This window comes from Pseudomonas sp. 2822-15 (assembly GCF_002742515.1).
GTDB classification, from domain to species: domain Bacteria; phylum Pseudomonadota; class Gammaproteobacteria; order Pseudomonadales; family Pseudomonadaceae; genus Aquipseudomonas; species Aquipseudomonas salomonii.
Window position 1 is genome coordinate 463,845 of record NZ_LJRY01000170.1, and the last position, 15,020, is coordinate 478,864.

At 61.1% G+C, this 15,020-nt stretch carries 10 protein-coding genes; 6 read left to right on the plus strand and 4 right to left on the minus strand.

The genetic code is table 11. From position 1 onward, the window contains the following. Positions 1-93: 93 nt before the first annotated feature. Both AOA59_RS08170 and AOA59_RS08175 read right to left on the minus strand, forming a co-directional pair. Complete coding sequence (locus AOA59_RS08170; RefSeq protein WP_065929820.1) at positions 94-987, minus strand: DMT family transporter; 894 nt, start codon at positions 985-987, stop codon at positions 94-96. A 64-nt stretch (positions 988-1,051) separates the two neighbouring features. Further along, positions 1,052-2,677 (minus strand): methyl-accepting chemotaxis protein, encoded by a 1,626-nt coding sequence (locus AOA59_RS08175; protein WP_099486778.1) that lies wholly within the window; start codon positions 2,675-2,677, stop codon positions 1,052-1,054. 388 nt (positions 2,678-3,065) lie between these two features. Between AOA59_RS08175 and aceK the strand changes: the two genes are divergently transcribed. The 5 genes from aceK (at position 3,066) to AOA59_RS08200 (ending at position 11,288) form a co-directional block, all read left to right on the plus strand. Then, positions 3,066-4,775 (plus strand): bifunctional isocitrate dehydrogenase kinase/phosphatase, encoded by a 1,710-nt coding sequence (gene aceK, locus AOA59_RS08180; RefSeq protein WP_099486780.1) that lies wholly within the window; start codon positions 3,066-3,068, stop codon positions 4,773-4,775. A gap of 183 nt (positions 4,776-4,958) precedes the next feature. After that, on the plus strand, positions 4,959-8,870 hold the full coding sequence (hrpA, locus tag AOA59_RS08185; RefSeq protein ID WP_099486782.1) for an ATP-dependent RNA helicase HrpA: 3,912 nt from the start codon (positions 4,959-4,961) through the stop codon (positions 8,868-8,870). Between the two features lie 331 nt (positions 8,871-9,201). Further along, entirely contained in the window at positions 9,202-10,323 is a 1,122-nt protein-coding gene (locus AOA59_RS08190) for a beta-ketoacyl-ACP synthase III (RefSeq protein WP_056861495.1), read from the plus strand. A gap of 123 nt (positions 10,324-10,446) precedes the next feature. After that, the gene (locus AOA59_RS08195) at positions 10,447-11,061 is read left to right on the plus strand and encodes an RNA polymerase sigma factor (RefSeq protein ID WP_065929816.1); all 615 of its coding nucleotides are present in this window, start codon (positions 10,447-10,449) and stop codon (positions 11,059-11,061) included. Next, entirely contained in the window at positions 11,055-11,288 is a 234-nt protein-coding gene (locus AOA59_RS08200) for an anti-sigma factor (RefSeq protein WP_056861494.1), read from the plus strand. Before AOA59_RS08195 ends, AOA59_RS08200 begins: the two co-directional genes overlap by 7 nt. A 119-nt stretch (positions 11,289-11,407) precedes the next feature. Here the strand turns inward: AOA59_RS08200 and AOA59_RS08205 are convergent, their stop codons facing one another. Continuing rightward, positions 11,408-12,730 (minus strand): putative porin, encoded by a 1,323-nt coding sequence (locus AOA59_RS08205; RefSeq protein WP_017134842.1) that lies wholly within the window; start codon positions 12,728-12,730, stop codon positions 11,408-11,410. Between the two features lie 282 nt (positions 12,731-13,012). Here AOA59_RS08205 and AOA59_RS08210 point away from each other — a divergent pair, with 282 nt between their 5' ends. After that, positions 13,013-14,137: a GNAT family N-acetyltransferase gene (locus AOA59_RS08210; protein WP_099486900.1), complete on the plus strand. Its 1,125-nt coding sequence runs from the start codon at positions 13,013-13,015 to the stop codon at positions 14,135-14,137. A gap of 11 nt (positions 14,138-14,148) precedes the next feature. Here AOA59_RS08210 and aqpZ read toward each other — a convergent pair whose 3' ends face one another. Beyond that, positions 14,149-14,850 (minus strand): aquaporin Z, encoded by a 702-nt coding sequence (aqpZ, locus tag AOA59_RS08215; protein WP_099486784.1) that lies wholly within the window; start codon positions 14,848-14,850, stop codon positions 14,149-14,151. Between the last annotated feature and the right edge of the window lie 170 nt (positions 14,851-15,020).

Below are 15,020 nucleotides of genomic sequence, written 5' to 3' on the forward strand. Positions count from 1 at the left end.
CGATCTGGTGTGAGAAACCTCCACGCCACGCTGCAAGAATGGCTACGGCCAATATCTCAAGCATTTATTGCGTGACCAGATGATGACGGGCGCCTAGCGGGCCGATAATTTCCCGGGTCGCAGCACCAGCCAAAGGGCGCCCCCAATCAACACCCCGCCATACAAATGCGCCATCGACAACGGCTCCCCCAGCAACAACGCCCCCCACAACACCCCAAACGGCGGAATCATAAAGGTCACGGTCATCGACTTCACCGGCCCAATCGACGACAGCAAGCGGAAGTACAGGATGTAGGCAAACGCCGTGCACACCAGCCCCAACCCCAACAATGACGACCACACCTGCCAGCCTCCCCAGCTCGCCGGTGGATGGCTGATGGCGCTGTAGGCAAAGAACGGCAGCAAGAACAGGGTCGCGCCGAGCATGCTGCCCAATGCCGAAAGCCGGCTGTCCAGGCCGCCACGCTGATCGAGCCAGCGCCGCGCAAGGAACCCGGCAAAGCCGTAGCACGTGGTGGCCAGCAGGCAGGCCAGTGCGCCCATCAACAAGTCCCTATCAAAGGCTACCGGCCCGGCACGGGTCAGGATTCCTACGCCGAACAGGCCCAAGCACACACCTGCGATTTTCGAAGGCGTCAGGCGCTCGCTGAAGAACAACCCGCCGATCAACACGCCCATCAACGGCGTGGTGGCGTTGAAGATCGCCGAGTAACCCGCCGGCAGCACCTGAGCGGCCACGGAATACATAGTCGCGGGTATCCCGGAGTTGATCACGCCGAGCAGCAGCACGGTCTTGAACTTGCCCTGGAAGTCCCAGTTCACGCGCATCACCGTGAGGATCACCAGCAAGCCGGCGGCGGCGATCGACACGCGAAAAAACGCAGTCGGCACCGTGCCGATTTCCGGCGCGATAATGCGCATGAACAGGAAACTGGCGCCCCAAATGGCAGCCAGCCCCAACAGGTACAGGGTGTCGACAGGTCTCACGGAACACTCCTACATCAATAAGGCGGCGAGTGTTGCCCAGTGGCCTGCGCGACACAATCGCTAATTACAGGACAAACCGCGTCACCATGCCGTTGAGGTCCACCGCCAGGCGTGACAGTTCCTGGCTGGCCGCCGAGGTCTGGGTGGCGCCGGCGGCGGTCTGGGTCGACAGGTCGCGGATGTTCACCAGGCTGCGGTCGACGTCGCGAGCCACCAACGCCTGTTGCTCGGCGGCGCTGGCGATCACCAGGTTGCGTTCGCTGATCTGCGAGATGGCCGCAGTGATTTTTTCCAGGGCGCTGCCGGCGCTGTTGGCCCGCTGCAAGGTCTGGCCGGCGTGCTCGGCGCTGCTGTTGAGCGCTTCGACAGTGCCTTGGGTGCCTTGCTGAATGCCGTTGATCATCTGCTCGATTTCTTCGGTGGAGTCCTGGGTGCGTTGCGCCAGTGAGCGCACCTCGTCGGCCACCACGGCAAACCCGCGCCCAGCCTCGCCTGCGCGGGCGGCTTCGATGGCGGCATTCAGCGCCAGCAGGTTGGTTTGCCCGGCGATGCCGCGGATCACTTCCAGCACTTTACTGATGTCCTGGGCCTGCACCGCCAAGCCTTCGGCCTTGTTGGACGCACCGAGTACTTCGTCCACCAGGCTCTGGATCGCGCTGATGGTTGCGCTGATCTGGTAATGACCGTGCTTGCTGTCTTCGTCGGAGGCCGTGGACGCCTCGGCGCTGGACACTGCATTGGCCGCGACTTCGTCCACCGCCGCGCTCATCTCGTTGACGGCGGTGGCGGCCTGTTCGATCTCATCGTTCTGCGCTTGCAGGCCACGGGTGCTCTGCTCCATCACCGAACTCATCTCTTCGGCTGCGGAGGCCAGTTGCTGCGCCGACTCGCTGATGCCATGAATGGTGGTGCGCAACTGATCCTGCATGGTGGCCAGGGCCGCCAGCAATTGCGCCGGTTCGTCGCTGCCTTTGACCACGATGGGCTGGCTCAAATCGCCACCGGCAATGGTGCGCGCCACAGCCAGCGCCTGGCCCAGCGGGGCGGTGATGCTGCGGGTCAGCAGCCAGGCGAGCAACAAGGTCGTGATCAGTGCGCACAGGATGATCAGGCCGACCACCCACTGCGCGCGGGTGTACATCTGCGCCGCCGCGTCCGCGGCGGCTTCCACGCCTTGCTGATTGAAGGTAATCATGTCCTCCAGGCTTTTATTCAAGACCGTGCCCTGTGGGCCGATGCGTGTGTTGAGCAGGTCGATGGCGTCTTGCTGCTGGTCCTTGTCGACCAGCTCCATCATCTGGCTGACGATGCTGTTGTAAGTGTTCACATCGCTGTTGAGTTGCTTGAGCATGGCGCGCTCTTCGTCGCTGCTGAGCAGGTCGGTGTGGTGCTCGAGCAGGGTGTTGAGTTCGTTGCGCTGGCGGGCGATCAGGCTTTTGCTGTTGTCGCGGATCCTTGATTCGTCGGTGGTCACCATGCGCATCGACTCCAGGCGGATGTTGGCGATGCAGGCTGCAGCGTCGTGGATATTCTCGATGCTCGGCATCCACGACTCTTCCATCACCAGCGCGCTTTCGCGCAGCTTGGCCATCTGCCCCAGGCCAAACATTCCGACGATCACCAGCATGCTGGCCAACACCCCAAAACTCAGGCTGGCGCGCAGACCGATCGGCATATTCCTCAATGACATCTTATTGCTCCTTAGGCGATTTGAACCGGTTCCCGGGTCGGTCTTCAGACCTTGTAAGGGTGGGAAAGGGCGCGCTGTATATCAAAGTGCCATTAAGGTAGTAATCGGGGTTTCCCCTAAGCGGTGCCGAGGTCGTTACATCAGTTATGAATTCACCGGTGGGTACGTTTTGCGCTCGGCGAGGGCAGGGCCACGCAGTTCAAAGCCTGTAGCGGTGAGTCGGGTGACTTTTGGGTGCTTTTATTGACCGAGTGGTCTACTTATTAAAACTGAAACTAAATGTACAAAATGCATGATGTTGTACAGTCAGGCCGTGCAAATCATCCTTCTCCTGCCTCGATTCACTGGCTAAGCTCAGGCATCCAGATACCCGTTCGAGGTTTCCCGCATGTCGCCATCCGCCCCTGCCATTGCCCGCATGATCCTCGATGGCTTCGACGATTACCGTGAGCACTTTCGCCAGATCACCGACGGCGCCCGCGAGCGTTTCGAAACGGCTCAGTGGCAACAAGGGCAGGCGGCATCGGCGGCGCGGATCAATTTGTATGAAGAGAAGGTCGCTGAAGTCACGGCACGTCTGCGTGCCCACTTCGATGAGGCGGCGTTGCTGGCGGTGGACGAGTGGCCATTGGTCAAAAGCGCGTACATCGGCCTGATCGATCTGCGTTTTGACGATGAGCTGTCCGAGACCTGGTACAACTCGATCTTCTGCGGGCTGTTCAGCCATGACCTGATCAGTGACGGCTGCATGTTCATCCACACCACGCGGCCGAGCCTGCGCCGGGCGCGTGCGGCGCAAACCCGCACCTATCAACCTGCGGGCGACCTGGCGGCGACGCTGGCGCAGATCTTCGCCGATTACCGCTTCAGCGAAGCCTATGCCGACCTCGACGGCGACCTGCGCCGCCTCCAGGCGCAGCTGCGCGAAAATCTGCCGGATTGGGTATGCAAAGACCCTGAGCTGAGTATCGAGCTGTTTTCGTCGGTGCTTTACCGTAATAAAGGTGCCTACCTCGTGGGCCGCATTTTTACCCAAGACGAGCAGTGGCCACTGGTGATTCCGCTGTTGCACCGCGAAGGGCGCGGCATCCAGATCGATGCGCTGATCACCGACGAAGCCGATGTGTCGATCATCTTTTCCTTCACACGCTCTTACTTCATGGTGGACGTGCCGGTGCCGGCGGAGTTTATCGGCTTTCTCAAGCGCATCCTGCCCGGCAAGCATATTGCCGAGCTGTACACCTCGATCGGTTTCTACAAGCACGGTAAATCGGAGTTCTACCGCGCGTTGATCAACCACCTGGCCACCACCGATGATCAATTCATCATGGCGCCCGGCGTGCGCGGCATGGTCATGAGTGTGTTCACGCTGCCGGGTTTCAACACCGTATTCAAGATCATCAAGGACCGCTTTTCGCCGTCGAAAAACGTCAACCGTGCCACGGTGATCGAGAAGTACCGGCTGGTTAAAAGCGTTGATCGGGTGGGGCGCATGGCCGACACCCAGGAGTTTGCCGACTTCCGTTTTCCCCTAAGCAAATTCGAGCCCGAATGCCTGGCCGAGTTACTGGAAGTCGCCGCCGGCACGGTGCAGGTGGAGGGCGATACGGTGCTGATTCGCCACTGCTGGACCGAGCGGCGCATGACCCCGCTCAACCTCTACCTGGACAATGCCAACCCCGCCCAGGTGCGCGAAGCCCTGGAAGATTATGGCCTGGCGATCAAGCAACTGGCGGCGGCGAACATCTTCCCCGGCGACATGCTGCTCAAGAACTTCGGCGTCACCCGCCACGGTCGTGTGGTGTTCTATGACTATGATGAAATCTGCTTTCTCACCGAAGCCAACTTCCGCCACATCCCCGCACCGCGCACGCCCGAAGATGAAATGGCCTCGGAGCCCTGGTACTCCATCGGCCCGCTGGACGTGTTCCCGGAAGAGTTCCCGCCGTTCCTGTTCGCCGATGCCGGCCAGCGCAAACTGTTCGACGAGTTGCATGGCGAGTTGTACAACGCCGACTACTGGAAAGGCCTGCAGGAAGCGATTCGCGCCGGCAAGGTGATTGATGTGTTTCCGTATCGGCGCAAAGACCCGCTGTAAACGCATACTCCTGTGGGAGCGGGCTTGCTCGCGAATGCGGTGTGCCAGTCACCTTAATGGTCAACTGATGCACCGCTTTCGCGAGCAAGCCCGCTCCCACATTTAGATCGGCGTCTGCCAGATCAGCCGCTTTTCTGCCACACTTGCCGGCCGTGCATAAATAGACGACCTGCAAAGTACCTGATGACTGACCAAGCGCCCGCTATCGACCAACTGCTCAAGAACCTCGATCACGCCATGCTCGCCGACCGCCACCGCTTGCGGCGCCAGTTGCTTGAGCTGCGCAAGAAGCCTGACGAGGAGAAGCTGGCGCAGTGGGTCACGCGTATGCAAGCGTCCTGCGCCCAGGTCACCGCGCGGCGCGCCAGCCTGCCGGTGATTCGCTATGACGACAGCCTGCCGATTGCCGCCAAGCGCGACGAGATCAAAGAAGCGTTGCTCAAGCATCAGGTGCTGATCATTGCCGGCGAAACCGGCTCGGGTAAAACCACCCAGTTACCGAAGATCTGCCTGGAAATCGGTCGTGGCCAATACGGCCTGATCGGCCACACCCAGCCGCGCCGGATTGCTGCGCGCAGCGTCGCCAGCCGGGTTGCCGAAGAGCTTGCTACGCCCTTGGGCGCGCTGGTCGGCTATCAGGTGCGTTTCGAAGATCAGAGTGACTCCAACACCCTGATCAAGCTGATGACCGACGGTATTTTGCTGGCGGAAACCCAGAATGACCGTTATCTGGAGCGCTACGACACCATCATCGTCGACGAAGCCCACGAACGCAGCCTGAACATCGACTTCCTGCTCGGTTACCTGAAAACCCTGTTGCCGCGTCGCCCGGACCTCAAGGTCATCATTACTTCGGCGACCATCGACCTGGAGCGCTTTTCCAAGCACTTCGACGATGCGCCGATTGTCGAGGTCTCGGGCCGCACCTTCCCGGTCGACACCTGGTACCGCCCGCTGACGCTGGAGCAGGACGAGGAGGGCAACCGCGTCGAGGACGACTTGACCGTCGACCAGGCGATTCTCGCCACCCTCGACGAAATTGCCGCTTATGAGCTTAGCGAACGTCGCAGCCCCGGCGATGTGCTGGTGTTTTTGCCGGGCGAACGCGAGATTCGCGACGCCGCGGACATGCTGCGCAAGGCCCAGCTCAAACACACTGAAATTCTGCCGCTGTACGCGCGCCTGTCGCCGGCCGAACAGCAGCGGATTTTCCAGTCTCACCCAGGCCGCCGCGTGGTGCTGGCGACCAACGTCGCGGAAACCTCGCTGACGGTGCCGGGCATCCGTTATGTGATCGACAGCGGCACCGCGCGCATCAGCCGCTACAGCTACCGCGCCAAGGTGCAGCGCCTGCCGATCGAGGCGATTTCCCAGGCCAGTGCCAACCAGCGTAAAGGCCGCTGCGGCCGGGTCGAGCCGGGCATTTGCATTCGCTTGTACAGCGAAGAAGATTTTATCGGCCGCCCGGAATTTACCGACCCGGAGATCCTGCGCACCAACCTCGCCGCGGTGATCCTGCAGATGCTGCACCTGCGTCTGGGCGAAATCACCGACTTCCCGTTTATCGAGCCGCCGGATGGCAAGGCGATCAGCGACGGTTTCAACCTGCTGCAAGAACTCTCGGCGGTGGACCGCAATAGCCAGCTCACGCCGCTGGGCCGCCAGTTGGCGCGCCTGCCGGTGGACCCGCGCATGGGCCGCATGCTGCTCGAAGCGGCCAGGCTCGGCAGTTTGCAGGAAGTGTTGATTGTGGCCAGCGCCATGTCGATCCAGGACCCACGCGAGCGTCCGCCGGAGCGCCAGCAAGCTGCCGACCAGGCCCACGCGCAGTGGAAGGATGCCGATTCGGACTTCGCCGGGCTGGTCAATCTGTGGCGTGGCTTTGAAGAACAGCGCCAGGCACTGACCGCCAGCCCGTTGCGTAACTGGTGCCGCAAGAACTTCCTGAATTACCTGCGCCTGCGCGAGTGGCGTGACTCCCATCGCCAGTTGAGCCTGATCTGCCGCGATATGCAGCTGACGGTCAACAAGGAACCGGCCGACTTTGCGAAACTGCACAAGGCGGTGCTGTCCGGCCTGCTCAGCCAGATCGGGCAGAAGACCGAAGACGGCGATTACCTCGGCGCACGGCAGCGGCGCTTCTGGATTCACCCGTCTTCGGGTATCGGCAAAAAGCGTCCGCAATGGCTGATGGCCGCCGAACTGGTGGAAACCACCAAACTGTATGCGCGCATGGTCGCCAAGATCGATGCCGACTGGATCGAGCCGCTGGCCGGGCACCTGATCAAGAAAAACCACTTCGAACCGCACTGGGAAAAGAAGCGCGGCCAAGTGGTGGCGTTTGAGCAGATCACCCTGTTCGGGCTGATTGTGGTCGGGCGCCGGCCGGTGCATTACGGGCCGATTGACCCGGTGGTGTCCCGCGAGTTGTTTATTCGTGAAGGGTTGGTACGCGGCGAGATTCAATCCCGCGCCAAGTGCCTCACGGCCAACCAGCAACTGCTGGAACAGCTCGATGAGCTGGAGGCCAAGGCCCGTCGTCGTGACATTCTGGCGGATGAAGAAACCCTGTACGCCTTCTATGACGCGCGCTTGCCGGCAGAGATCCACCAGACCGCCACGTTCGACAGCTGGTACAAGGTCAACAGCCAGAAAGACCCGCAACTGCTGATCATGCGTGAAGAAGACGTGCTGGCCCGCGAGGCCAGTGAAGTCACCGCCGCGCATTACCCGGACACGCTGCATTTGGGCGACCTGGAACTGGCCCTGAGTTACCACTTTGAACCCAACCACCCCCGCGACGGCGTAACCCTGCGCGTACCGGCGCCGCTGTTGCCGGCATTGCCGCCCGAGCGTCTGGAGTGGCTGGTGCCGGGGGTGATCGAAGCCAAGTGCATTGCGCTGGTGCGCAACCTGCCCAAGGCGCTGCGCAAGAACTTTGTGCCGGTGCCGGACTTCGTCAAGGCCGCCCTGCAACGTATCGAATTTGGTCAGGGCTCGCTGCCTCAGGCACTGGGCCGCGAATTGCTGCGCATGACCGGCGCGCGGGTCAGTGATGAGGCCTGGGCCGAGGCGGCGCAGCAGGTGGAAAGCCACCTGAAGATGAACCTTGAAGTGGTCGACGGCCAGGGCAAGTTCCTGGGCGAAGGCCGCGATCTGGCCGAGCTGACCGCACGTTTCGCCGAGGCCAGCCAGGCCGCATTGGCGGTGCCGCAAACCGCGAAAAGCCAACAGCCGGTGGAAGCCAAGGTGTTTGCCGCCGTGGCGGAAAAGACCCAGCAAAAGATTGCCGGCCTCTCGATGACGGTCTACCCGGCCCTGGTCGAAGAAAACGGCACGGTCAAGGAAGGGCGTTTTTCCACTGCCGCCGAAGCCGAGTTCCAGCACCGTCGCGCCTTGCAGCGCTTGCTGATGCAGCAACTGGCGGAACCGGCAAAATTCCTGCGAGGCAAACTGCCCGGTTTGACCGAACTGGGCCTGATGTACCGCGAGCTGGGGCGTATCGACGCATTGGTGGAAGATATTCTGCTGGCCAGCCTCGACACCTGCGTGCTCGACGGCGAAGCCAGCCTGCCGCGTGACGGTGCCGGTCTGGCTGCGTTGGCCGAACGCAAGCGCGGCAGTTGGGCCGAGCACGCCGAGCGCCTGGCGCGCTTGACCCTGGACGTGCTGAAACTCTGGCATGGTTTGCAGAAACGCTTCAAAGGCAAAATCGACCTGGCCCAGGCCGTGGCGTTGAACGACATCAAACAGCAGCTCAGCAACCTGGTGTACCAAGGTTTTGTGCGCGAAACCCCGGCGCAGTGGTTCAAGGAATTGCCGCGCTTTCTCAAAGCCATCGAGCTGCGCCTGGAGAAACTGCCGAGCCAGGTGCAAAAAGATCGCGTGTGGAGTACGGAGCTGGGTGGCTTGTGGGCGCAGTACCAGAGCCGCCTGAACAAACACGCCCAGGAAGGCAAGCGCGACCCGCAGCTGGAGCTGTACCGCTGGTGGCTGGAGGAATACCGGGTGTCGCTGTTTGCTCAGCAGTTGGGCACCAAGGTGCCGATTTCCGATAAGCGTTTGAGCAAACAATGGAGCCAGGTCGAGGCCTGAGTTTCCTCGATCCTCCAGGCAACGCCCAACCCCTGTGGGAGCTGGCTTGCCTGCGATGGCATCACCACTGCTTGACTGATACACCGCAGTGCCTGCATCGCAGGCAAGCCAGCTCCCAGTGAGTTGCGGGGGGTTAATCCCGGGGATGGCGCCAAATCCGCGAGGTTGTGGCAAACTTCGCAGTCATAAAGACCGGTAACGCCGCGAGACGCTGTGGCGCGATGGGATAAAGCGTTGCCAGTTTGATGCCCGCTGGAGGGCATCGAACGACTTAAAGTTTGGTACGACGGTACCAAATTCTTCTCTGCCTGACAGATTTAGAGGAACGACCGTGCATAACGTCGTCATCAGCGGCACTGGCCTGTACACCCCGGCCAACAGCATCTCCAACGAAGAGCTGGTGCAGTCTTTCAATGCTTACGTGCAACAGTTCAACAGCGATAACGCCGCGGCCATCGAGCGCGGTGAGGTGCAGGCGCTGACCGAGTCGAGCGCGGCCTTTATCGAGAAGGCTTCAGGCATCAAGAGCCGCTTTGTGATGGACAAGGACGGCATCCTTGACCCGCAACGCATGGCCCCGCGCTTGCCCGAGCGCAGCAACGACGAGTGGTCGGTCCTCTGCCAGATGGCCATCGGCGCCGCCGAACAAGCCCTGCAGCGCGCCGGCAAGACCGCCGCCGACATCGATGGCGTGATCGTCGCCTGCTCCAACCTGCAGCGCGCCTACCCGGCCATCGCCATTGAAGTCCAGGAAGCCCTGGGCATCCAGGGTTTCGGCTTCGACATGAACGTGGCGTGTTCCTCGGCGACCTTCGGCATCCAGAACGCCGCCAACAGCATCCAGCTGGGCCAGGCCCGGGCGATCCTGATGGTCAACCCGGAAGTCTGCACCGGCCACTTGAATTTCCGCGACCGCGACAGCCATTTCATCTTCGGTGATGCGGCCACGGCGGTGATCCTCGAGCGCGCTGATCTGGCGACCTCCGAGCACCAGTTCGACGTGGTCAGCACCAAGCTGCTGACCAAGTTCTCCAATAACATCCGCAACAACTTCGGTTTCCTCAACCGTACCGCTGAAGAAGGCATCGGCGCGCCGGACAAACTGTTCGTGCAGGAAGGCCGCAAAGTCTTCCGGGATGTCTGCCCGATGGTTGCCGAGTTGATCGGTGTACATCTTGAAGAAAACCAGCTGAACGTGACCGACGTGAAGCGTTTCTGGCTGCACCAGGCCAACCTGAGCATGAACCACCTGATTGTGAAGAAACTGCTGGGCCGCGAGGCCTCGGTGGAGGAAGCGCCGGTGATCCTTGATACTTACGCCAATACCAGCTCGGCAGGTTCGGTGATTGCGTTTCACACCTACCAGGACGATCTGCCCAAGGGCTCGGTTGCGGTGCTCAGCTCGTTCGGCGCGGGTTACTCGATTGGCAGCGTGATCCTGCGCAAGCGCTGATCCTGTGGGCGCAGGCTTGCCTGCGATGGCATCACTGTGGTGTGACTGAGCCACCGGGGTGCCTGCATCGCAGGCAAGCCAGCTCCCACATCGACCGTATTCCAAGGTAATTTGAGGTAAACAATGGCAGCAGCGGACGACGCGCACCTGCTTGAACGGCTGCTCAAGGGCGAGCAGCGGGCCTACAAGGAACTGGTCACCACCTACCAGAGCGCCATGCGCGCGGTCGCCTATGCCATTGTCGGCCAGCGCCACGCCGATGAGGTGGTACAAGACGCCTGGCTGTCGGTGGTGCGCAACCTGGCCAAGTTCGAAGGGCGCTCCAGCCTCAAGACCTGGCTGCTGACCATCACCGCCAACTCCGCCAAGGGCCGCTACAAACAGAACCGTCGGGAAGTATTGCTCGATGATTTGCCTTCGCCCCACGGCACCCTTGGTGATGACCGCTTCGTCCCCGACGACGGCCACTGGGCTGTTGCGCCTTACGCCTGGCACCAGGACACCCCGGAAGCCTTGCTGACCGAGGATGAGCTGCGCAAGTGCCTGGAGCATACAATCCTGAGTTTGTCGGAGCTGCAAAGCAGCGTGCTGGTGCTGCGAGAACGCCAAGGCCTGGAGTTGGAGGAAATTTGTAATCTTCTGACCCTCTCGCTCTCCAATGTTCGTGTGCTGTTGCATCGAGCACGGCTTAAAGTCTTCGCCACGGTGGAGCATTTTGAGGAAACGGGTGAATGTTGACCTGTAAGGAACAAGTGGCGCGGTCCAGTGACTACCTCGATGGGCAATTGACCTTTCGAGAGCGTTTGCTGGTGCGTCATCACTTGATGTTCTGCCCCAACTGCCGGCGATTTATTCGTCAGATGCGCCTGATGCAGGCGACGTTGAAGATCATGCCGCAGGAGCCGGTAAAGGATGTTGATGCACTGGCTGATCGGCTGGTGGCCGAAAGGCTCAAGGATCAGTAACGGCGGGGAAGAGCCAGGCTCGCGTGGGTGAGTCGAACGGATGATGGGGATCGGCCCACCCACGCAAGGCTGTTGAAACCCCTCGGGCCGTCCTGGCCCAAGGGTTATTGCACACTCAGTTAGAACTTGGCTTCAGCATCCAACTGCAGGGTGTTGGTGTTGGCATCACGCTGCGTGCGGCTGGCGTAGTCAGCCTTGGTCAGGAAGTACGTGGCGCCGAGGGCGAAGTTCTTGTCGATGTCGTAGCTGACTTTGAGCTTGTGGCCGCGCGAACCGGTGGTGCCGTTGGCGAAGTCCGAATCGGTGAAGGCGCCAACCACTGCATCACGCTGAGTATCGCGGTAGTTGTAGTCCAGGTTGAAACCGAACACCTTGGATTTGGCACCGATCAACCAGGCGGTGTCCTGGTCGGTCACCGCATCGTTGTTTTTCACGTACTGGCCGTAGAACGCCAAAGGCACGGCCAGGCCGCCGATGTCGGCTTGGGCAAAGCCTTCATACAGGCGGAATTCGTTGTTGGCCGAGTTGCCGTTGACCGCCAGCGCGCATGGCGTGGTGGTGGTTGTGCAGCGGCTGTCCTTGTCGTTCTGGTAGGCGTAGACGCTGCCGCCCAGGGTCATTTTCAGGTTGTCGGTGAGCGAGAAGCGCGTGCCCAACTGGCCGGACGTCAGGCGTAGGTCATGGCGAAATTGCACGCCGTCGCCGTCCACGTTGTCCTTGAGGTTGTAGTTACCCAGACTGCCGAACAGCTCGGCGCTGCCGCCCAATGGATACTTGTAGGTGACGGCCAGGCCTTCAGGGTTGATGTCGCTATCCCAGATCACGTCGCCCATGTTCACCCACGGTTGCAGCATCTTGCCGCCGATCACGTGCAGGTTCTTGATCTGGTCCGGGTGGTAGTCGATGTAGCCCAGGTCCAGCCAGATCGACTTCTTGTCGAAGTAGTTGTCCTGGTCCTGGTTGGTCGAACGCGCATCGTCGCTGCTGCCGGTGGCCACGCGGATGCCGGTGTCGACCTGGGAGTTGATCTCGGTGTAGGCGCCCAGGCGGGCACGGATGCGCTGACGGTCTTTGTCGCGGCCGCCGTTGTTGGATTCGCCCTGGATCTTCACGGTTTCCTGACGGAAGCGCACATCACCCTTGAGCTGGGTGCGCGCGGCCCAGGCCAGCTTCTGATCGAAGACGCTGAGGTCGTTGGTTTTTTTCGCGGTGGCCGCGATCTGCTCGTTGGTCTCTTGTTGAGCTTGCTGTGCGATCTGCTTTTCTTTCTGGTCCTTGGCTAATTCCGTTTGCAGTTCGGTGTACTGCGCAGCGGTGATCTGGCCGTTGGCCTTGAGCATGTCGAGCAATTTAGCGTCGACTGCAGCGCTGGCCGGAACGCTCAGGGCCAGCAACAGGCCGCCACACAGGGCCGCCGCAGTTTTAGTGGAAGCAAGACGCATATCAATCTCCGAAAGTGAGGAGGGATGGCAAACCATCCAGGACACAACCGACCGATGACGGACGGAAAATAGCCGCCTGGTAGAACCAGGCGCTCTAAAAACAGGCGTCAGTATCGCGACCGTTTATGACGGAGTAGTGGCTAAGTGATTTCACCTAGATGACAAATTATTTAATCTGGAACTAATTGTTTCGAGGTTTGTCCAGCCCGTTTCGAGGTGTGCCTGGCGCCGCGATAGGCGATACTCGCCAGGCTTTCACGCCAAGAAACAGAGAGGATGCCGATGCCGCTGCAACGCCTGGACAAGCTGTCTGCAATCGCCCCGCACGTCTGGGATGCCCTGGCGCCGCAGGCCCAACCCTTTGTGCGGCATGCCTTTCTGAGTGCGCTGGAAGACAGCGCCAGCCTGGGCCCGCAGTCCGGTTGGCAGCCCGAGCATTTGCTGCATTGGGAAGGCGAACGGCTGGTGGCGGCCCTGCCCAGCTACCGCAAGTGGCACTCCTATGGCGAGTACGTGTTTGATCACGGCTGGGCGGACGCTTGCGCGCGCGCGGGCATCGAGTACTACCCCAAGTTGCTGACGGCGGTGCCGTTCAGTCCGGTGAGCGGCCCGCGCTTGCTGGCCAGGAATGCCGAGGACGGGGTTGAACTGCTGGGTAGCCTGCCCGGTTATCTGGAAATCGAAGGGCTCTCCAGTGCCCATATCAACTTCACCGACCCGTTGGCCGATGCCGCACTGGCTGGGCAGGCGGGTTGGTTGCAGCGCCTGGGCTGCCAGTTTCACTGGCAAAACCGCGGTTATCGCGACTTCCAGGACTTTCTCGATGCCTTGAGTTCACGCAAGCGCAAACAGATGCGCAAAGAACGCGAGCAAGTGGCCGGGCAGGGCATCGATTTTGAATGGTTGCAAGGCCATGAGTTAAGCGAGGCGCAGTGGGATTTTGTCTACGCCTGCTACGCCAACACCTACGCGGTGCGTCGCCAGGCACCCTACCTGACCCGCGCCTTTTTCAGCCTGCTGGCCGAGCGCATGCCCGAGGCAATTCGCGTGGTGCTGGCCAAACAAGGCACACGCCCGGTGGCCATGGCCTTCAGCCTGATCGGTGGCGACAGTTTCTACGGCCGCTACTGGGGCTGCCTGGCCGAGTTCGACCGCCTGCATTTTGAAACCTGCTTTTACCAGGGCATGGACTACGCCATCGCCCACGGCCTGCAACGTTTCGACGCCGGCGCCCAGGGCGAACACAAGTTGATTCGCGGGTTTGAGCCAGTGATCACACGGTCGTGGCACTACCTGCGCCATCCCGGTTTGAAGAGCGCCGTCGAAGACTTCCTGGAACGCGAGCGGGTTGGGATTCTGGCGTATGCCGAAGAAGCGAGGGCAGCCCTGCCTTATCGGCAGGGCTGAACCCGTTTGCCTCAGGCCGGCTGCTCCTTGCCCAGCCATCGATAGGTCACGCCACCGATTACAGCGCCGAAGATCGGCGCCAGCCAGAACATCCACAACTGCTGGATCGCCCACCCGCCGACGATCAATGCCGGGCCGGTACTGCGGGCCGGGTTGACCGAAGTGTTGGTCACGGGAATGGAGATCAAGTGGATCAAGGTCAGGGCCAAGCCGATGGCGATAGGTGCAAGACCCGGCGGGGCACGACGGTCGGTGGCGCCGAGAATGATCAGCACGAACATCGCTGTCATCACCAGCTCACAGACAACCCCCGCAGCCATCGAGTAGCCCCCTGGCGAATGCTCGCCGTAGCCGTTGGAGGCCAGGCCGCCGGCTAGCTCAAAGCCCGGTTTACCGCTGGCAATGAAGTACAACAGTGCAGCAGCGACGGTGGCGCCGATTACCTGCGCGACGATGTAAGCCGGTAACTCCCTGGCCGGAAACCGCCCGCCCACGACCAGCCCCACTGACACTGCCGGGTTGAGGTGGCACCCGCTGAGATGCCCGATGGCAAACGCCATGGTCAGTACCGTCAGCCCGAAGGCGAGGGCCACACCGAGCAACCCGATCCCGACGGCGGGAAACGCTGCGGCCAATACCGCACTCCCGCAACCGCCCAACACCAGCCAAAACGTACCTAACCCCTCTGTGATTGAACGTTTGAACAAAGACATGCGACACGTCCTTGATAGATAGCTCTACCGAATCAGTAAATCAATGATGCTCCCTGCAGATTTACTTCAGCGCCCTTCTGGGCACTGCACTGATTACAGCACGCTTTTGATACAAATCCAGGCCATAAAAAAGCGCCAGGGGCCCGTACATGAGGGGCTTGGCGCTGATT